Origin of the sequence: Faecalimonas umbilicata, from assembly GCF_004346095.1 — a bacterium.
GTDB lineage: Bacteria > Bacillota > Clostridia > Lachnospirales > Lachnospiraceae > Faecalimonas > Faecalimonas umbilicata.
The window spans coordinates 1-21396 of sequence record NZ_SLZV01000041.1 but is presented as its reverse complement, the minus strand read 5'-3'; the positions used below and the strand labels follow the sequence as shown (position 1 = coordinate 21396).

Annotated in this window: 18 protein-coding genes and 1 pseudogene; 12 read left to right on the top strand and 7 right to left on the bottom strand. The window is 35.2% G+C overall.

All coding sequences use genetic code 11. The features are described 5' to 3' along the window. From EDD74_RS14220 to EDD74_RS14175, 10 genes and pseudogenes are all read left to right on the top strand, one after another. Positions 1-528, top strand: a pseudogene (locus EDD74_RS14220) (hypothetical protein); the annotation flags it as partial. A 9-nt stretch (positions 529-537) separates the two neighbouring features. After that, the gene (locus tag EDD74_RS14215) at positions 538-1440 is read left to right on the top strand and encodes a sensor histidine kinase (RefSeq protein ID WP_116441518.1); all 903 of its coding nucleotides are present in this window, start codon (positions 538-540) and stop codon (positions 1438-1440) included. A 522-nt stretch (positions 1441-1962) separates the two neighbouring features. Then, positions 1963-2949 carry a LacI family DNA-binding transcriptional regulator gene (locus tag EDD74_RS14210; RefSeq protein ID WP_116441517.1) on the top strand — a complete coding sequence of 329 codons (987 nt, stop codon included), beginning with the start codon at positions 1963-1965 and terminating at the stop codon, positions 2947-2949. Between the two features lie 248 nt (positions 2950-3197). Further along, positions 3198-4523, top strand: a complete 1326-nt coding sequence (locus EDD74_RS14205; RefSeq protein WP_116441516.1) for an ABC transporter substrate-binding protein — start codon at positions 3198-3200, stop codon at positions 4521-4523. Between the two features lie 25 nt (positions 4524-4548). Beyond that, entirely contained in the window at positions 4549-5421 is an 873-nt protein-coding gene (locus EDD74_RS14200; protein WP_116441515.1) for a carbohydrate ABC transporter permease, read from the top strand. A 7-nt stretch (positions 5422-5428) separates the two neighbouring features. After that, positions 5429-6259 (top strand): carbohydrate ABC transporter permease, encoded by an 831-nt coding sequence (locus tag EDD74_RS14195; protein WP_116441514.1) that lies wholly within the window; start codon positions 5429-5431, stop codon positions 6257-6259. A 33-nt stretch (positions 6260-6292) separates the two neighbouring features. Continuing rightward, the gene (locus EDD74_RS14190; RefSeq protein WP_116441513.1) at positions 6293-7636 is read left to right on the top strand and encodes a glycoside hydrolase family 172 protein; all 1344 of its coding nucleotides are present in this window, start codon (positions 6293-6295) and stop codon (positions 7634-7636) included. A gap of 26 nt (positions 7637-7662) precedes the next feature. Continuing rightward, complete coding sequence (locus EDD74_RS14185; protein WP_116441512.1) at positions 7663-9141, top strand: glycoside hydrolase family 32 protein; 1479 nt, start codon at positions 7663-7665, stop codon at positions 9139-9141. 97 nt (positions 9142-9238) lie between these two features. Next, on the top strand, positions 9239-10198 hold the full coding sequence (locus EDD74_RS14180; RefSeq protein ID WP_330409971.1) for a carbohydrate kinase family protein: 960 nt from the start codon (positions 9239-9241) through the stop codon (positions 10196-10198). Positions 10199-10793: 595 nt separating this feature from the next. Next, entirely contained in the window at positions 10794-11885 is a 1092-nt protein-coding gene (locus EDD74_RS14175; protein ID WP_116441510.1) for an SLC13 family permease, read from the top strand. Between the two features lie 157 nt (positions 11886-12042). Here EDD74_RS14175 and yajC read toward each other — a convergent pair whose 3' ends face one another. From yajC to EDD74_RS14155, 4 genes are read right to left on the bottom strand one after another with little or no spacing between them, the layout of a single operon-like run. Continuing rightward, the gene (yajC, locus tag EDD74_RS14170) at positions 12043-12303 is read right to left on the bottom strand and encodes a preprotein translocase subunit YajC (RefSeq protein WP_116441509.1); all 261 of its coding nucleotides are present in this window, start codon (positions 12301-12303) and stop codon (positions 12043-12045) included. Between the two features lie 25 nt (positions 12304-12328). Beyond that, positions 12329-13504 (bottom strand): M20 metallopeptidase family protein, encoded by a 1176-nt coding sequence (locus EDD74_RS14165; protein ID WP_116441603.1) that lies wholly within the window; start codon positions 13502-13504, stop codon positions 12329-12331. Between the two features lie 26 nt (positions 13505-13530). Beyond that, positions 13531-14199 (bottom strand): hypothetical protein, encoded by a 669-nt coding sequence (locus EDD74_RS14160; protein WP_116441508.1) that lies wholly within the window; start codon positions 14197-14199, stop codon positions 13531-13533. A gap of 12 nt (positions 14200-14211) precedes the next feature. Continuing rightward, positions 14212-14922, bottom strand: a complete 711-nt coding sequence (locus EDD74_RS14155; RefSeq protein WP_009263205.1) for a DUF5058 family protein — start codon at positions 14920-14922, stop codon at positions 14212-14214. Positions 14923-15136: 214 nt separating this feature from the next. On the opposite strand from EDD74_RS14155, the gene EDD74_RS14150 reads away from it, so the two are divergent. Both EDD74_RS14150 and EDD74_RS14145 read left to right on the top strand, forming a co-directional pair. After that, entirely contained in the window at positions 15137-16780 is a 1644-nt protein-coding gene (locus EDD74_RS14150; protein WP_116441507.1) for a PucR family transcriptional regulator, read from the top strand. A 140-nt stretch (positions 16781-16920) separates the two neighbouring features. Then, a complete protein-coding gene (locus tag EDD74_RS14145) occupies positions 16921-17961 on the top strand; it encodes an alcohol dehydrogenase (RefSeq protein ID WP_116441506.1) in 1041 nt (346 codons plus the stop codon). Between the two features lie 23 nt (positions 17962-17984). Here the strand turns inward: EDD74_RS14145 and EDD74_RS14140 are convergent, their stop codons facing one another. From EDD74_RS14140 to EDD74_RS14130, 3 genes are all read right to left on the bottom strand, one after another. Beyond that, a complete protein-coding gene (locus EDD74_RS14140; protein WP_116441505.1) occupies positions 17985-19280 on the bottom strand; it encodes an MATE family efflux transporter in 1296 nt (431 codons plus the stop codon). A gap of 180 nt (positions 19281-19460) precedes the next feature. Beyond that, the gene (locus EDD74_RS14135; protein ID WP_243116180.1) at positions 19461-20909 is read right to left on the bottom strand and encodes a response regulator transcription factor; all 1449 of its coding nucleotides are present in this window, start codon (positions 20907-20909) and stop codon (positions 19461-19463) included. Continuing rightward, the coding region (locus tag EDD74_RS14130; protein ID WP_330572477.1) for a LytS family sensor histidine kinase at positions 20893-21396 on the bottom strand (504 nt) is incomplete at its 5' end. The genes EDD74_RS14130 and EDD74_RS14135, both read right to left, overlap by 17 nt.

Below are 21396 nucleotides of genomic sequence, written 5' to 3'. Positions count from 1 at the left end.
TTTTCTCATAGCGATCATCCTTTCTTTGATAACACTATTTTACCATACATCATCTCAAAAATATATAGCAGAAATTTAATTTATTCTATACTAGTGATGGTTGTTGTATTTACAATATCGATAGTTGCAAGTGGGTACGTAATGTGGGGAAGTGATTTCTATTTAGGAAGTATAACAGAACTGTTTCAGTATTTAGGGGTACAATACTTGCTTCATTTAGGAATTGCTGCAGTAATGATGTTACTTTGTATTCTCACTTATAGTACTGCGTTTAGTATGACCAGTGGGATTCTTTTGTGCTCTGGACTTGCAGTGCCTGTTTATTCACTAATAAATAAAGCAATTAATGGAGTGAAAACAGGACTTGAATTTGATCTTAACAAGTATATACTTGATGGTAACATTACGATGTTATTGTATGATAGCACATCAGAAGTTATGGTAAGAGGTGTTGCTGTTGGAGTAGCATTTGCAATTGTATCTTTATTCATTTCTACGATAATTGTAAAAAAACGAGATATTCGATAGAGGTTTTATATGATTCTATGGGCTGTTTTATCAACAGTGTTGGCTGTTGGATTAATATTTATACTGCTAATGTACAGGCGACAGGTAAAGAATATCTGCCGCCAACTTGAGTTTCTAAAAGAAAATCAGACAAATCTTCGCCTTACGGTAACGGTTCCTTTTAAACAATTCGAAAAGCTTGTGGACAGTATCAATCAAGTACTTGACATGTCGCAAGAGATTAAGAACAATGCACGGAAAAATGAAGAACATTTGAAGGAGACAATTACAAATCTTTCTCATGATATTCGAACACCGCTGACATCTCTTGATGGATACTTTCAATTGCTGGCACAAAGTGATTCAGAAGAAGAGCAGCGACATTACATAGAAGTGATCCAAAGCAGAATTTCAAGTTTAAAGGATATATTGGAAGAATTATTTACATATACAAAACTTCAGAATGAACAGTATGAGTTGAAGATGGAAACAGTTGATTTTGGTAAATGTGTGTATGACACAGTATTTTCGTTTTATGATGAATTTCAGACAAAAGGCCTGGAACCTGAGATTGATTTTTGTGAGGAGAATATTCTGATAGAGGGAAATACGGAAGCAATTAGAAGAATATTGCAGAATATTATAAAAAATGCATTAGTGCATGGCAGTCAAAAGATCAGAATGAAGCTTTTCAGTGAGAATAATGACATAATTTTTCTATGTGAAAATGATTTGGAAAATCCAGGGGACATTGATATTAAGAAGATTTTTTCAAAATTCTATAAAGCCGATACAGCACGAACAAGTAATACTACAGGGCTTGGTCTTTCAATTGCAAAAAGTTTGGTAGAGCGAATGGACGGAACGATAATTGCTAAGATAGAGAATGATATGTTCCTAATAAGAGTTATGTTTTTTAGAAAGAAACTTTAAGTATCTATATTCCTTATCCTTATGCCAGATACGGAAAGTACAGTGATCTATAGACTTTAGGCAAATTCTATTATGTCTGAAGGAAACAGTATTTGTGTTATTAAAACAAATCAAAAGTTTTTGTTAAGTAAGCGATGTACTTGTGTAGAATTAGAATGGAGCGATTATTATTGACATGTCAATGAAGATTATCCATAACTTCTATTGGAACGTGTTCGGTTAAAGATATAAGGAACTTTGGTGATATTATGTATTATCTTAGACAGTTATGGGAAAATGGTGATTATTATAAATGGAGATGATAATCGTTTTAGTGTATACATTTTTTGAAAAGTTAAAAAAATATGTGCCAAAACAAGCAACTAATATGTTATGATAAATATCAAAGAACCGTTTGATCGAAGGATGATATATCGTTTTAAGTGTAATCTAGCATACACCATCTGATAGAAAGTAGGCTTGTGGTTCTGTATCTATATGAAATATAAAATGATCAAAAATAAAGAGAGGAGGTAAGAAAGTATGGCTAGCATTAGAGATGTTGCTAAAAAAGCAAATGTTGGTTCAGCTACTGTTTCTAGGGTCTTAAATAATAGTGGATATGTATCTGAAGAAACAAGAGAAAAAATAGAAAATGCAATGGAGGAGTTAAATTATATCCCGAATGAGTTGGCTCGTAATTTATTTCATAAAAAAACAGGAATTATAGCAGTTCTTGTGCCGAGTGTTGCTAATCCATTTTTCGCAGAATTCGTAGAGTGTATTGAATCTGAGCTTTATACTTATGGATATAAAACAATGCTGTGTAATACTGTGAAAGAGGGTAATGCAGAATTAGAATATCTAGATATGTTAAACAGACATATAGTGGATGGGGTAATTACAGGAGTACATTCTTTGGATGTAGAGGTTTATAAGAAGATTCACAAACCGATTGTAGCATTAGATCGATTTTTAGGAGAAGATATTCCGGTAGTTGCTGTAAATCATAAAAAAGGTGGAAAATTAGCTGCAGAAGAGTTGTTAAATTGTGGATGTAAATCAGTTTTACAGTTCTGTGGATCAAAAGCAATTGAATCACCATATTTGGATCGTCATACTGAGTTTGCAAAGATGATGAAAAAAAGTGGTGTAGAAGTGCATAATTATGAATTAGAATGGAACCGTTTTGATGCAGATTATTATGAAAAGGTAATGAAAGATGTGTTTTCAAGTAAATTAGATGTAGACGGAGTTTTTGGCGTTGATCAGATTGCAATCCGATTTTTAAATGAAGCCAGGAGAAGAAATATAGCAGTTCCAGATGAAATTAAAATAGTAGCTTATGATGGAACCTTTGTGACTGGTTTGACAGAACCTAGACTTACAGTAATTGCACAGCCTATTGATCAACTAGCAAAACAATCTGCAAGATTAATTTCAAGACTAGTTAATGGGAAAACATATAGGAACAAAAAAGTTCTCTTGGATGCAGAATTGAAAGTTGGAAATACAACAAGAAATTTGTGAAAAGTAAATAAATATTAAAATATATATTTGTAAAAATATACAAAAATGATAAAAAGATTGTATTTTCCGTTGACATTTTAAGTACAGGTGTTATTATTTAATTAAGTTAATCAGCAAGTGCACAGCTGGATTTACTTATTTTTTTGATGAAGTGTGGAACGGGTTCCACTCTTCGTCAGAAAAATAGTAATGATATTTTTTTTGCAATATGTGGAATGGGTTCCATAAAAGGGAATGGAGGTTAAATTATGAATTCTAAGAGATTGAAAAAATGGTGTTCAGTTGCAATGGTGAGTATGGTGGTAGTTGGAACGTTGTCTGGTTGTGGATCTTCTGGGAAAGAGAGTAGTAAAGAGGGCGATGGGGGAGAAGTGGTAATTAATTTTGGAATTCATGTAGCGAATCCCAAAGAGCAGGAGTCAGTTACTTATAATATTGTTCAGGCATTTAATGAAAAAAATGCAGGAAAATATAAAGTGGAATTTCAAGCGGCTGATACAGAATCCCACTCTAAAAATATGAAGTTAGCTGCTTCAGATAATACATTGCCAGAAATTTTTTGGTTAGATGCAAGTGAGGCACCGAAATATAGCAACGCAGGAGTTCTTCTTGATTTAAATGATTTCTTAAATGAAAATACAGAAATTAAAGCTGCATTGGGTGGTATGGAAAGTGCATTTACAGATGATAATGGTCAATATGGATTGCCATATCAGTGTAATGTACAAGGAATTTTTTATAACAAAGAGTTATTTGATAAGGTCGGAGTTGCATATCCAACCGATGAAACAACGTATGAAGATATGCTTGGTATGCTTGCAAAATTTAAAGAAAACGGAATTACACCTCTTTCAATAGGAAGTAAAAACAGTGGATTTGCAATGTGGGAATTTAATGAAACACTGGCAAGATACGGATGGGAAGAAAATATTGATAGTATTTTAGCAGGTGATAAAAAATTCAATAATGAAGATTTAGTTACTTGTTTTGAAAAATTGAAAGGACTTGCTGAAGCAGGAGCTTTTCCAGAAAATATGGCAACAATCGAGTATTTTGATGCAAAACAGCTGTTTAATGAAGGAAAGGCTGCAATGTTTGGAACAGGACAGTGGGATTGCGCAGAATTCGATAAAAACATTGGAGAAAAAATTGGTTTCTGGTGGGGACCAACATTCACAGATTCAGATTATGATCAAGAAGTTGCAATGAAAGTTCCATCAGCACCGATTGTTGTAAATGCAGAAGTAGCAGAGGATGAAGAGGTTCAGGAAGCGGTATTTGAATTTTTAAAATTCTACTACAGCAAAGAAGCTGCAGAACTTTCATATGAGGGATCTATTTTCCCGGCAACCAATTACGAAGGAATGAGTGCAACAGATACACAGTATGCAATGAACGCAATGTTAGATACTCTGGCATCTGGTTGGGATAGTCCAAGCACAGCACCAGATTTAACCGTAACATCAGCAGTACAGGAAGCATTATATAATTCCTTGTTTGGTGTTATGCAAGAAACATATACACCAGAAGAAGCTTTGGATTTAATGGATGAAGCATTAGAAAATTCAAAATAGTAGATTTTAGATAGGGGTGTATGCTATGTATTGGTTAAGTAAAAAGAGATATAAAATAGGATTGTTGATTCCTACTTTACTTGTGTACAGTGTGTTTATCGTTCTACCAATTATCATAGCGGTGGGTTATAGCTTTACACGATATTCAGGAATTGGAAAAGCAAAGTTTTTAGGAATTGCAAATTATGTTCGATTATTTAAAGATAAATTATTTTGGATATCTTTTAAAAATACAATGATTATTTTTGTTCTCGCATTTGTATTATTACTGACATTATCTTTTTTAATCGCATTATTATTGAATCATCATCTAAGAGCTGTTGATGTAAGTAAAGCCTTGATTTTCTCACCAGCTATCATAGCTCCAATTATTGTTGGAATTATCTGGGTATATATTTTGGATCCCAATATTGGTATTATCAATAATATTTTAGACGCATTGGGAGCATCTGGATTGAAACAAAAATGGATAGGTGGAGAATTTTGGTCACCATATAGTATCGCTATTATTTATTTTTGGCAGCAACTAGGATATCTTGTGACCATATTTATAGCGGGATTGAAAATGATACCAAATGACGTATTGGAAGCAGTGAAAATTGATGGAGCGACTGGTTTTCAAGAAGTAAGATATGTCATTATTCCAATGATGAAATCAACCATTTCGACAGTTGCTGTGTTGATTATTACCGGAGTATTTAAAATTTTTGAAATTGTTCAGCAAACAACAGGCGGAGGTCCGAATCATTTATCTGAAACATTGGTGACTTATAGTTATTCAATGACTTTTACAAGTAGCGATTATGGATATGGTATGTCTCTTGCGACAGTTACGTTCTTACTATCATTGATTATTACAGGAGTATATTCTTTTTTGACAAGAGAGAAAGAGAGGTAAATGGGATATGGTTAATAACAAGAAAAAGACTACAATGTATATTGGGATGATTTTAATTACATTATTAGTTGTATTTCCGTTTATCTGGATGGTGATACTTTCATTAAAAACAAATTCAGAAATCATGTCCTCTCCATTATCATTGCCGAAAAGCCTGAATTTTGATAATTATAAGAATGCATTAGAAACATTAGACTATTTAAGATTGTACAGTAATACATTTTTTGTATGCATTATTTCTGTTGTGGTAGAAGTAATTATTACATTTTTGAGTTCTTTTGTATTGTCAAGAATGGTATTTCAGAATAAAAAAATTCCGAAGTTTATTTATGAATTTTTAATTATGGGGCTTTCAATTTCACCATTTATTTTACTGTTTCCGGTTTATAAAATAAATGTGGCGATGGGTCTTCGAGGAAAATTAGCATTGATTTTTCCATATATAGCAACATCGATCTCTTTTAATACGTTATTGCTTGTGGGTTATTTAAAATCTTTGCCGACGGAGATTGATGAAGCAGCTGTAATTGATGGATGTAATATTTGGAATTTGATGTTGAAAGTTATTTTACCTATGACTAAACCGGTTATTGCTACGATTGTAATCTTTAATGTTTTATATATTTGGAATGAATTTCCGTTTGCATCTGTTATGCTGCGAGATGTTTCCGATTATACACTTTCCATGGGAGCATCTTTCTTTAAGGGAAATTACACAGTAGATTATGGCGGAATAGTAGCATCTAGTATAATGATCATCATACCAGAATTGATTTTCTATGGAATATTCCAGAAAAACATTGTAGAAGGTATGACAGCGGGAGCTGTAAAAGGTTAATAAAAAATATAAAAATGAAAGGATGATAAGAATATGAGTAAAGTATCAGGATTATTTAAAGATTTAACAACAGTAAAAGAAGCTAGAAATGGGCGTCTCGCAAGTTGGGATCAAAGAGGGAAAAATCAGGATTATTGGGAAATTCCAGCAAAAGAGAGTATTACATTGGGTGAAATTGAGGGCCCTGGATGTATCACTCATATCTGGATGACATCATCTTGCAGAAAAGTAAAGGCGCCAAGTATTCTTGATCCTGTACAGAATGCATCGGCAGCACCGGTAATGGAAATCCATCCGGCTTTGGGAGTGATTTGGGATGACTATGATCCATTTTATTATAGAAAAGCATTGATCAAGATTACATGGGACGATCAGGAAACACCGAGTGTATTAGCTCCGTTTGGTGATTTCTTCTGTATTGGAAACTGCTATCCAGGTAACTTTAGTTCGTTGCCATTTAATGTATCTCTCAAACCGGAAGAAGCAGGAAGATATGGAGCTCCTTGCTCAGTTTCATGTTACTTCCCAATGCCATTTAATAAGAAGGCAAAAATTGAAATTATTAATGAAAATGAACTTCCATTTATTCTTTATTTTAATATTGATTATGAAATGTATAAAGAGCCATTGGATGAAAAGACAGCATATTTTCATGCTAGCTGGCATAGAGAAAATCCATGTGATGGATGGGGACCGGATATTCAGGTAAACTCTCCAGAAGTAAATAATGTAACCAATTTTAAAGGAGAAGGAAATTATACCGTATTAGATGTTGAAGGAACTGGACATTATGTAGGATGTAACTTGACAGTGAAACATTATCAAGGAAGCTGGTGGGGCGAAGGAAATGATATGTTTTTTATTGATGGAGAAGAGTATCCAAGTTTGAATGGTACAGGAACAGAGGATTATTTCAACCATGCGTGGGGAATGCAGCGAAACGCATTTCCGTTCTTTGGAACAATTGTTCATGAAGGCGATACCGATGGATTCCAAGTATCTTACCGTTTCCATATTACAGATCCGGTGAGATTTGAGAAGAGTTTGCGTGTAACAATCGAACATGGTCATGCAAATCATTTGTCTGATGACTGGAGTTCAACTGCATATTGGTATCAGACATTACCAACAGCAAAACCATTAACAATTCTTCCGGTTGAAGAACGTTTGCCTAATGTACCGGTACTTCCGGAAAGAAATCTAAAGATGCCTGAGTTGTCTGAGGAAATGAAAGCAGCAAGAGAAAATTATGCGAAACGTTGGGATGTATACGAGCCAGCACGTCAGGAACAATTTAGAATCAAAGAAGAAAAAGCACGTAGAGAATCTAAATTAAATACGGAATTTGCAAAAAAATTACGTGATGAATATAAGTAGTAGAAGAGGGTAATCGGAGGCGCATTATGTCAAAAGAATTAATGCAAATAAATATTGAGAAAGCTCAGCAAGAAATAGAAAAAAATGCGGAGAATGTCAGTCATGGAAAAATGAGACAACATTTTCATTTTATGCCGCAAGTTGGATGGCTGAACGATCCCAATGGATTGATTTATTTTAAAGGAAAATATCATTTCTTTTATCAGTTTTATCCATATGAAGGTTTTTGGGGAATGATGCACTGGGGACATGCCATTAGTGACGATCTTGTCCATTGGGAATATCTGCCGGTAGCGCTTGCACCGAGTGAAGTTTATGACAATCATTTAAAGGGTGGATGTTTCTCAGGAAGCGCTGTTGCATATAACGATAAACTTTTTATTGCATATACAGGAACAACAAATAATGGAAATGGATTTGAACAGACACAGTGTATCGCATATAGTGAAGATGGGATTCATTTTGAAAAATATGCAGGGAACCCTGTGATTACAGCACCGGAAGGTGTTTCACCGGATCAGTTCCGAGATCCGAAAGTGTGGGAACATGATGGAACATTCTATATGGTGTGCGGAGCAAGCAGAAATAATCGAGCACAGGCATTATTGTATAAATCTTCAAATATGTTTGACTGGGAATTTGTGAATGTTCTTGCAGAAAGTCGTGGAGAATGGGGATTTATGTGGGAATGCCCGGATTTCTATCCATTGGGTGACAAGTATGTGCTTATGTTTTCACCAATGGGTGGGGGAGAACGTACTTCTGTATATTTAGTAGGTGATTTTGACTATAATACAGGCAAGTTTTGTTATAACATTTCAGGAGAAATTGATTGGGGATTTGATTATTATGCACCACAGTCATTTAAAGCGCCGGATGGACGCAGATTAATTGTCGGCTGGGGAAATTGCTGGGATTGGATGCCGTTCTGGAAGGATTGGGGTCCGACTTATAGAGAAGGATGGTGTGGATTCTTTAATCTTCCAAGAGAAGTGAAACTGCGAGAAGATAATACATTACAATTTGTTCCGGTACAAGAATTAGAGGCATTACGGGAAGAAAAAACAGAGTTTTCCGATGTCTGGTTACATGATAATGAAACGAAAGTGGTATGTAATGATGCAATCTTCGAGATGAAGATAAAGATTAATCTGAAGGATACTACAGCAAAACAATTGAAGTTAATTTTGCGCCAAACAGAAGAACATAAAACAGAAGTCGTGTATGATTTTGAAAATTCAGAAATTAGATTCGATAGAAATATGTCTGATGGATGGAGTAAAGGAATTGCGAGATGCCCGTTACAATTACAGGGAAAAGAAGAGTTAGATGTTCATATCTATTCCGACCGCAGTAATATTGAATTGTTTAGCGATGAATATCGAAATAATATTACATGTAATATTTTCTCTCTAGATGATGATGTAAACAATATGATTACGGTATGTGGCGGTCAAGTGAAGTTAGATAAAGTGGAAACTTGGAAATTAAAAAAAGTATTTTAAATTAAAGGAGGGGACTTCTATTTCTTAGGGTGTGAGTGATAAGAAATAGGAGTTCAATCTTTTATATTAGAGGAAGCTAAGAAATAGAGGTGTATTGATGAAAAAATATGATGTAATTGCGTTAGGAGAATTGTTGATAGATTTTACAATGAATGGACAAAGCGAGCAGGGAAATAATATATTTGAGGCGTGCCCCGGCGGAGCCCCATGCAATGTGCTTGCAATGTTAAATAAGCTGGGAAAGAAAACAGCATTTATAGGCAAGGTGGGAAACGATCAATTCGGTATATTACTTCGTAAGACATTGATTGAGGTTGGAATTGATACATCAAATCTTTTTACAGATAATGAAGTAAATACAACACTTGCATTTGTTCATACACTAGCAGATGGAGACCGTGAATTTTCTTTTTATCGTAATCCAGGAGCAGATATGATGTTGAAAGAGGATGAAATTGATGCGGATTTCATTTCACAGGCGAAAATCTTCCATTTTGGGACATTGTCTATGACACAGGACGAAGTTCGGGCAGCGACAAAGAAAGCAGTGAAGTCAGCAAAGCAGAGTGGAGCGTTAATTTCATTTGACCCAAATTTACGAGAGCCGTTGTGGAGCTCATTAGAATTGGCAAAAGAACAGATGGAGTATGGATTCTCTCAATGCGACATTTTGAAAATATCAGATAATGAAATACAATTTGTATCTGGAAAAGAAGATTACGATGAAGGAATTCAATATTTGCAGGAAAAGTATCATATTCCGCTGATTCTTTTGACAATGGGAAAAGAAGGGAGTCGTGCTTATTATAAAGGAATGCGCGTAGAGCGTAGTGGATTTTCTGTGGAGACGATAGAAACAACAGGGGCTGGAGATACATTTGGAGGAAGTGCACTAAATTACATTTTAGAACATGATTTTTATGAACTGACAGAAGCACAATTAGGAGAACTTTTAGTATTTGCAAACGCAGCAGCTGCAATTGTTACAACAAAAAAGGGGGCGATTTTGGCAATGCCAGAGCGTAAGGAAATTGAAAGAATTATGGTAGACAAATAGATCATATATTGAGTTTTCAGCGAAACAGATGTAGAAGTATGCAGAACTGGAATTGGTGGAAAACAGTTCTGAAAAGCATAAAGGAAAATATCCAATCAGCAAATGAGGAAAGAGAATACGGTTTTATAGATACCTAAGTAAGAAAGACTATAAATAGTGAAAAACGTGTACAACCATATGACTTTAATGATGAAGTCATATGGTTGTTTTTGCAATCAAAAATAAGAAAGATTGAAATTGCCGTTCAGGCAATTAATGTAGTATAATGAAAAGAAAATGAAACTTTGCATATGAAAAAGAAATGTACATATTAGAAGTGGAAAGACAAAAGCCAAATAGTGTTATTGAAATCAATGAATATGATAAAGTGGTGTACATGTGGTATTACAATAATCAAAGAGTTATAAAAAGGGTGATTGATTAAATGATTTGGTGGATGTATCTAAGTAAAAATTTTAGAAATATGTTCAGTTGAACTACTAGATTAAAGTAGAAATACATTTACGAGAGAGTTAACGTGGTTTTTGTTGTTATATTTTTGATGTTTGTAATCGTTGCGGATTATGCCCATGCAATGCAATAAGGAGAAGAGAAAATGAATAAGATTTTGATGATCGCATGGATACTGGCAGGAATCTCATCGTTTGTTGTGCCGCCAGATATGGAATATTTGAACTATATTGATTTTCATACACTAGGGTTACTATTTTGTCTGATGGCAGTCATGGCAGGCCTGAGCCGGGAAGGAGTATTTGGACAGGCAGCTGGAAGATTGATCACAGTTGTGAAGAATAGTCGGCAGATGGAACTGATTCTTGTGTTTTTATGTTTTGTGTTTAGTATGTTGATCACAAATGATGTAGCTTTAATCACATTTGTGCCATTTGCAATACAGGTGTTGGAGATGGCAGATATGAGAAAGCGCATTGTTCCAGTAGTTGTCATGCAGACAGTTGCGGCAAATTTAGGAAGTATGTTTACCCCAATTGGGAATCCACAGAACCTTTATCTATATTCCAAATCAGGAATGACATTGAGTGCATTTTTTAAATTGATGCTGCCATACACACTACTTGCAGCAGTGATGTTGCTTGGAATGATTTTATTGAGAAAATGTGTTGTACTTGGTGATTTACAGGTGCGGGAAAGCGAAAAGGTGAAAAATCCGTGGAAAATAGCTATTTATGCAATGATTTTTCTGTTGTGTCTTCTTTGCGTATCGCATTTGCTTCCTGTTTGGGTGGTAATGTTCGTGACAATTTTGGCAGTGTTTATGATCGACCGTGGAACTTTTAAAGAGATTGATTATTCTCTTCTTCTTACTTTTGCAGGATTTTTTATCTTTATTGGAAATATGGGGCGAATTTCTATGTTCTGTAATTTCCTAAAGAGTATTTTGAATGGGAATGAAATATTGACTGCGGTCATTTCTTCGCAGGTAATCAGCAATGTTCCGGCAGCACTGTTACTTTCAGGATTTACAGATCAGTGGTCGAAATTGATTATCGGAACAAACCTTGGAGGATTGGGAACTATGATCGCATCCATGGCGAGTTTGATCTCGTATCGTTTTCTCATAGCGGCCTATCCGGAAGAAAAAAGAAGATACACATTGCATTTTACAGTTGTCAATCTCGGGTTCCTGCTAGGATTCCTGATTGCTATGTGGAGCGTTCGCAGTTGGTGATGGAAAAGTCTCGTAAGTGAGAAGAAAATAAACTATAGAATCTAGTTGTAGAGTTATAGTTATTCTTTATTTTAGAGTTTAAAAAGGAGTGACACAAAACAATAGTATTGTTTGTCACTCCTTTCGTATGGATGTTTATAAATTTTGTAGCTTTTAATTAGCGTATGACAGATACAGAATAAACCAATATTTTCATACAGACATTATTTTCTGAATCAATTTCTACTGTCAGAATATCATTCTCCCGATTCTTTACTGTAGCAATAATTCCACCCATTGTAACAATTTCATCACCAACCTTTATTGCTTCATGCAATTCTCTCATTTTTTTGTTTTTCTTTTTTCCCGGAATCACAATTAATAAATAAATAATCACAAGTAAAATCAATACATATAACATAATAATCTGTATACTCATATTTTCATCCTGCCCTTACTAAGTTTTATTTCAAATAATCTTCTACAATTTTTACAAACATAGCAGATCCCTTGTAAAGCACATCTTCATCTACATTAAAATGTGGATTATGATGTGGGATATCTGTATGTTTCTCTGGATTTGAAGAACTTAAGAAGAAAAATGCTCCTGGTGCTTTTTGTAAATAATATGCAAAATCTTCTCCCCCCATATTTGGTGCCGGTATTTCTGTTACGACATTTGTTTCGCCAACAACTTCTTTCGCTGCGTTTGTAGCTAATTCTACCATCTCATTATCATTTGTTACTGGTGGTGCACCCCAGTCAATTTCAACTTCTGCAGCACCTCCGAAGGTCTTTGCTGTCTGTTCGGAAATTTCTTTTATACGTTTTGCTAAGTGTTGTCTAACTGGTTCCTCAAGAGCACGAATAGTTCCCTCTATTTCTACAATGCTTGGAATCGCATTATATGCTACTCCGCCATGAATCATTCCAATAGTAATGACTGCTGGTTTTACTGCTGATACTTCGCGAGCAATAATTTCTTGAAGGGCTATCACAATATGCGATGCAATATTGACTGGATCAATCCCTTTTTCTGGTGTGGATCCATGACAACCATGCCCGTTGACCTTAATTGAAAATCTATCATAAGAGGCCATACAACATCCTGGCACAATAATAACCTTTCCAGAAGGGATATCCTTATTCATAATACTACCTATATGTTGTCCAAATACAGCATCTACATTATCCATCCCCCCTTCTTCAATCATTACCTGCGAACCTTTTGCCAATTCTTCGGCAGTCTGGAATAAAAGTTTGACTGTTCCTTGTAGATCTTCTTTATGTTGGTTCAAAATTTTGGCTGCACCAAGAAGCATCGTTATATGCGTGTCATGACCACAAGCGTGCATGAAACCATCATGTATTGATTTATAGTCTACATCATTTTCTTCTTGGATTTTTAATGCATCCATATCCGCACGAAGAGCCACTGTCTTTCCAGGTTTTTCTCCTTTTATTTCGGCAATAATTCCACTATCTTTCGAAGAACATTTATACGGAATTTCTAGTTCTTCTAGTATCCTGATTACATATGCCTGTGTTTTTGGTAAATCAAACCCAAATTCTGGAATTTGATGAAGTTCTCTTCTCGTTTTAACTAATTCTTCTTGTAAACTTTTACACTCTTTCCACATATTCATAATCTAATCCTCTTTTCTTCTTAAGCGCTTTTCTTTTCTTTCACATACATTAATCGAGCGAATCCAAGACTGCCAAATACAGATACAACAATTAAAACCCAAGCTGGTGGACTAAGTAAAAATTTCATAGCCAGTGCAAGACCAATTCCAAAAATTGCAACTTTTGGATATTTTAATGCATATGTTCCAAATGTTCCTCCAAAAATCGCTGCCGCTGCGTACTTTGTTAACGCGGATACAACAATATCTGGTAGTACAGATACAACTACAGAACCAATCAATACCGCTGCAGTTGTTGCGATTAAGTTTGTAATGATTGATCCACAAATAGCCATTGTAGATGCAACTTCTGCCTGTAAAGTTCCAGGTTCACTATCTGTCGTTTCCAATGCCATAGTTGCACACGGAACACGCATATTTCCAATATTTCCTGATAAAAAACTTAAGTAGGTTCCTGTTAAACCAAGAGAGGCATAATAAGAAATTGGTTCTACAATATAAAATGCTCCAAATGAAAGTGCAACCATTCCCCAACCAGCTAATACTACTTTAGGATCCGGCCAACAGTCATATTTTAAACATAACCAAATTACCGGAATAAACGATGTAAAAGCAGCTATAATATTTGTTGGAGTACCAATTCGAATACTGTTGCGTTTCCATTCTTTCATAAATTCTTTATTTTCCATATTTAACCCCTCCTATGCTCCAAGAGAAATGTCATAGATAACTGCACATGCCATCCCGATTAGCATAGCAATTCCTAAATTGTACTCTCGAATCTTTGGAAATTTCGGAACTACTAATTTTTCCAACAACATCATTCCGGCAACTCCGCCAACAACGGCAGCTGCATTTCCCCATCCTTTTGCAATTTCACTTACGTTAAGATATCCGAAAATTCCAATAGAACATGCTCCACTCATAACAATCAACCACTTTGGATCTCCGCCACTCATCTTATTTCTTAATGTTTCGAGTGCTGGTGTAAAGCAACCTGTTACAAGAAGCCATCCGGCTCCATTGAGAGCCATTACAAACCATGTGACAGCCATGACTTCTAATGTAAATCCCATTCCTCCGAGTTCTGCGCCTGCAGCTTCAGCTCCAAGCGTTGCGGCTGTAAGTTCTGTAGGTGCAGCACCGATAATAGACAATCTTTGCCATGCCATTGGTCCACCGATAGAAGTCATTAAACCAACCATTACAATAAATACTCCCAATGCTGGTCCTATTGCCGAAATTAACCCTACACGAAATGCTGTTTTAGGAACTTCCTTTGGGATATTTGCTTTTACTGTCATTTTTTTTGCCATTCTGATATAGAGAAAGGCTTGCACAAATGCAATAGCTACTGTGATTCCACAAAGTGCATACACAATGATTGAATTTGATATTTCTACATAATCCATAAATTTTCTCCTTTCGTCACATGATTTGCCGGCTCATGTTTTCATCTAGGAACAGTATACAGATTAAGTAAAGAACTTCCTATGTATTTATAATATAAAATATTACATATTTTATTAGCTGTTATTGTATTTTTTTGTATATAAGATATAATTATATTGCAATATTTTGTATGTTATATACAACTAACTTTTTATGGATGAAAGGAGCCTTACTGTGACTGTTGCAGAATTATTAATAACGCCAACTTTAAAAAATTTAAAACTAATTTCTGGATTTTATGGTGTGCATCGCGAAATTTCAACCGTAACAGTAATTGATACCCCTGACGGTTTTCAATGGTTGACTGGAAATGAAGTGGTAATTACAACTACCTATGCGTTAGAAAAGACAGAAGAAGCTTTTTGCAATTTTATCACTTCTATTATTGTAAAAGGAGCAAGTGCTCTAATTGTAAAAACGGATCGTTATTTAAAAGTTATTCCTGAAAATGCAAAAAAGCTTTGTGACGAAAAAAATTTCCCATTAATTTACTGTCCAGAATCATATGCTTTTGCTGATATTATCAATCCCACACTTTCTAGTATCATTTCCAAGCAGGAGGCACAACTACGAAAAGCCAACAATATACATAAAAGTTTTTTAGAACTTGCAATCAACGATTGTCGAATACAAGAAATTCTTCAAACACTCAGTACATTAATTAAAGTTCCCACTGCATATGTGGATACGGTTTTCCATAAAGTGTATTTTTCAGATACTTCAAACGAAAACACTATTTTATTAAACACGATGTCATATAAACAAATTTTGACATATTTTAAAGAACATTATAAATATATTGAAGTTGCCAATAAGAAACAATTTTTTGGATTTATTATTATTCTGGATTCCAATATATCAGAGCCAACAACAGATTTGGAGCCAAATCCAGATTTTGATTCCCATGTATACCATACTGCTCTTGAATATGCAAGCATTGTCATTATTCTCCGTATGCAAATTTTGGTTAGTAATCATATGATTGAGGAAAAATATCGCTCCTCATTTGTTGGTGATCTTGTTTTAAATAATGTCAAAACCTTAACCGAAATTGAAACACGAGCGCATTTATATGGTTGGGATTTTAGTGCAGGCGGTTTTATTGTAATTATAGATATCAATAATTTTAAAAAATATTATTTAAAAGAATTAAGTTCCAAAGAAGGACGACAATTACAAAACTATGTAAATTATATATTTGATACTTCCATTCAATATATGCATGCAACATTTCCAAGTGCTCATTATTATTCCCAGAGTGATTATATTAGTTTTTTAATTGGTGAAAAATTATCTTCTGTTGTACAAGAAAAATTAAAGAATGTGTTTCATCAAATTCAACATGCATTAGAAGTTACGGTTCCGTTTACTGTTTCTATGGGGGTTGGCACATATATTGAAAATATCATAGATATCCATCATAGTTATGAACAGGCTCGACAGGTTATTCAGGCGGTATATCAAACACATCAATTTAATCGTATTACTTTTTATGATCAAATTGGACTTTATAAACTTTTATTTTCAGTTGCATACAACAAAGAAGCGATCGAATTTTGTGATAAATATATTCAGCCTTTAAGAGAATATGATATTCAACATCATGCAAATCTTATTGAAACGATACAAGCAATTGTTAATTGCGGTTGGAACCTGAAAGCTGCTTCAGATGCATTATATTTACATTATAATTCTGTAAAATATCGATTTCAGAAAATATGTGAAATATTAGATATAGACCTAAGAAATCCTGAAAAACATACAGAAGTAGAGTTGGCTTTAAAACTTTTTTTCTTACAAAAAGAATCTCGGTATTAGAAACACATAAGACAAAAATGCCAGTAGGATTGGAAATAGTCTTTTCCCTTTGTATATGTCCTTGAGTTATGGGGAAAAGTCAGTTAAAATGAAAGAAAAATAGATGTTAATGGTGTTGAATAGGATTGGGAGGAAAGAAGATGCTTGCATATACATACAAAGAGCATGGAAAATTTATGTTGGAAGAAAAAGAGAAGCCGGTTCTTCAAGAGGAAGAGGATGCGATCGTCCGCGTAACGCTGGCGAGTATTTGTTCGAGCGATATTCATATCAAACATGGAGCAGTTCCAAGGGCGGTACCGGGAATTACAGTAGGGCATGAGATGGTTGGCATTGTGGAGGAAGTAGGAAGCAAGGTGACCAAAGTAAAACCTGGAGATCGTGTAGCTGTAAATGTAGAGACTTTTTGTGGGAATTGCTTTTTCTGCCAAAATGGTTATGTAAATAACTGCACAGATAAAAATGGCGGATGGGCTTTGGGATGCAGGATAGACGGAGGGCAGGCAGAATATGTGCGCGTGCCTTATGCCAATCAGGGATTGAATCGGATTGGAGATGCGATTACGGATGAAGAGGCATTGTTTGTCGGAGATGTCCTGGCTACCGGATACTGGGCAACAAAAATTTCTGAAATTGGAAGCGAGGATACTGTAGTCATCATTGGCGGGGGGCCAACGGGAATCTGTACACTTTTATGTGTGATGTTGAAGAATCCTGAAAAGATTATTTTGTGTGAGGTGGATCACGAGAGAATTACATTTGTGAAAGAGCATTATCCGAATGTGCTTGTAGTAAATCCAAAAGAAACTGATGTCGAGGAATTTGTCAGACAACACAGTAGACATGGTGGAGCTGATCGCGTGCTGGAAGTAGCGGGAGGAAGGAATACTTTTGAGCTGGCATGGAAGGTAGCCAGACCAAATGCCATTGTGACTGTGGTGGCTCTTTATGAAGAAGAACAAATCTTGCCATTGCCACAAATGTATGGAAAAAATCTCACGTTCAAGACCGGAGGGGTAGACGGATGTGATTGTGATGAAATTTTACGGTTAATAGAACAGAAGAAAATCGATACGACACCGTTACTTACCCATACATTTCCACTAAGAGAGATTGAACAGGCATATGATATTTTTGAAAATCGAAAAGAAGGTGTCATTAAGGTGGCTATTCGACCGTAGACAAGAAAAAATGATTTCTGCTATCACGGCCTCTTCGTTAATGCAAAGAGAAATACAAATAGTTCTGTTGCGGGATATGCCAGCCAGATACCGGTCATTCCAAAGCAGTAAGAGAGTATCCATGCCATTGGTATTAAAACAAAAAAGCTGCGGAGTATGGAAATGATCTGTGCCGGAAGCGGATGGTTTATGGAAATAAAATAGGTCGAAAGAACAATGTTAAATCCGATAAACGGGCAGGCGGTAAAGTAAAGTTTTAAGCCGGGGATTGCATAGCTGGCTAAAATCAAATCTTGTTCGCTGTTAAAAACAGAAACGAGACGGGGTGCATGAAAGAAAATAATCCCATATATCACAATGGATAAAAGGATAGAAGTTATGAGGGAATAGCGCAAAAGCGTTTGCACATTTTTCTTATTTCCTGCCCCATGATTCTGGCTGATCAATGGCTGTATTCCCTGTGATAAACCGGTATACAGGGAGATTACCACAAGCGAAATCACGCTGATCACACTAAATGCTGCGACGCCTGTGTTTCCGGAAATTCTCAGAATAATAAAGTTAAATAAAAACATCACAACACCGGAAGCGGCTTCGGTCAGAAATGGCGGAATACCATTTGCAAGAATGTTGGCAGTAGTTCTTTTCATTTGAACAAGATTCGGAATTGTCAAATGAAAAGAATTCTTTTTTTTCAGAAAATATGGAAGCAATACTAGCATACTTATCACTGGTGACAGTCCGGTTGCAAAGGCAGCCCCGAAAATGCCCATATGAAAAGGGAAAATAAAAATGTAGTCTAAAACAATGTTGGAAAAACTTCCGGTTATCATAGCTGCCATGGAAAGGGAAGGATTCCCATCATTTCTGACAAAGCACTGAAGGAAATGATTTAATAAAAAAGCAGGAGCAAATAGCATGAGAACCTTCAGATAACAATTTGTTGTTTCAAATACCTGGATGTCTGCACCTAGAACTGTTACAAGATGCTGGGAAGCAAATAGTCCTGTAAAAAAGAAAATGGAAGCAAACAAAAGTACCAGCATAAGTCCATTGGTAAATACTTGATCAGCAGTGTTGGATTCATTACGGCTTTTCAGGATAGAAAATCGGGAACTGCCTCCAATACCAATCATAAGTCCAGTTCCGCTGATAATACAAAATACAGGAAAAGCAAGATTCAGTGCAGTGAGCCCGTTTGTGCCAATGTCCGCAGATACGAAGAAAGTATCTGCCAGCGTATAACAGGAATAAGCAATCTGCCCTAAAATATTGAAAGAAACATATTTAGAAAAATCTTTAAAAATAGTTTTATTCATATAGCCTCCCAAATATAAATGGTAATTTAGACAAAAAAACGCTCCCGAAAACAAAGTAGCCTTTGCATTCGGGAGCGTTTCAAACCGTAGTTACAGAATAACATAGAAAGGGAGAAAGTGCAAGAAATCATTCAGGAAAAGCATATGGCAAATCTAGAATTTGCACTGCAATTAGCAATCTTAGAGAGGTATATGTTGTTTGAGATATTCAGAAGGTGTCACCCCGGTTGTTTTTAAGAATAATTTTGTGAAGTAACGTGTGCTAAAATATCCTACTTTTTCTGCAATTTCCCGTACCGTTTTGCAGGAACCAGATTCGATTAATTCAATTGCTTTTTGCATTCGGATCTTTGTAAGATAATCTGTAAAGTTTTCCCCCGTTTTCAATTTATAAGTCTTACTTAAATAGTTTGGAGAAATACCAAGCAAGTCTGAAATCGTGTTGATTCCAATTTGATTCATATAGTTTTGATTTACATAAAGATTGATTTTCTGAATAATATCAGTTTCTTTTTCCTGGCTGTACATATGTTTGATACTGTCAATTAGTTGTAAAATCGAGTGGGTAGAAACATGGTGATGAAATAATCGATGAAAGATGATTGACAAGGAAGTATCACATTTGGAAAGTAAGAATTCTCCTTCTTTTAAATTTTGAATTTCTGAAAGTGTTTTTTGTAGATGTATTGTGTCATTGAGCTGTAAAGAGAAAATTGCTTTATCGATCAATGAGGAAAATGGAAGGAAAAATTCTTGTTGTTTTAGTTCTGTGAGAAAGATACATTTTCCTAAATGAGTACAAAGGCGGATACTTTCCATTTTTTGTATGTAAGTAATTGTATTTAATAATTCTTCAATCGAATCAGCATAGCAACTGAATCCGGTTGCCAGGCAAGAAGAGGAATTACGAAAATCTTCCGGAATGTGGTTCAAAGAAGTTAAAGGTATCTTTCCGCTGCTGAGAAAGAGCAGCTCTCCACTTGGAAGAAAACTGCAGCTACAAGGAAAGGAGTAGGCATCTGATAATTTTTCCAATGAAGTTGACAACAAATCAAAGTAGTTCTTTTTTGATGAGTTTGGATCATGATCAAAGTAAAAGAGCATTGCCGTATAAGGCGGTTTTACAAATTTTGGCTGCTGGATAAAGTGGATAGAGAAAAATAAATTCAAGATCTTTTTACATTCCAGTTCATAATTTTTTTGATATACAGCGTGTGCATCTTTTTTTAATTGATAGATCTGCATCATAACTCTCTTAATCTCTTCGAGTCCGGCAGGTTTTAAGAGATAATCAATTGCTCCGTATTTTAGAGCTTCTTTCGCATAAGAAAATTCGGCGTAACCTGTTAACATAACAACAGGGATATTTTTTTGATAAAATTGTGAAAATGCTTCCAAGCCGGATAATTTAGGCATATGAATATCAAGAAAAATCACATCGGGAGTCTGTTGCTCTACATATAAAAGAAGTTCTTCACCGTTTGTGATTTCAATAAACGTGTGCTGATTGGGAAATAGTTCTTCAATCATGCTTTTTAATCCGAGGCGTGGTAGCCGTTCGTCATCTGCTAGTATGATATTCATTGAAAATTCCTCCTCTCTACTAGTGTTGCTATGAGTCAATTTCATTTTTTATAGTACTTAGTGGAATGTATATTGCAAAGGTTGTAATATCATCGACGAGATTAATTTCCAATCTTGCATCGGGATGGAAAATTTTTAATCGATTTTCCACATTAGTAATTCCTACTTTTTCGGAACCTTGAAGAGCAGAAAGGTCGATAGGAATTCCATTATTTTGCACAGTTAAAGTAAGTGTATGTTCTATCACTTTGGAGGTGATCCAGATCGTAATTGCTCTTCCATCCGGCTCCATTCCGTGTTTAATTGCATTTTCAACAAAAGGCTGAATCAGAAGGCGGGGAATCTCGAGTGGATGAGATGCCATATCGCTTTCGCAATAGAATGTAATCCGTTCCTCAAAACGTATTTTCATGACGTTGCAGTATTGCGTGCAGAAATCTAGTATAGAATAAATTAAATTTCTGCTATATATTTTTGAGATGATGTATGGTAAAATAGTGTTATCAAAGAAAGGATGATCGCTATGAGAAAA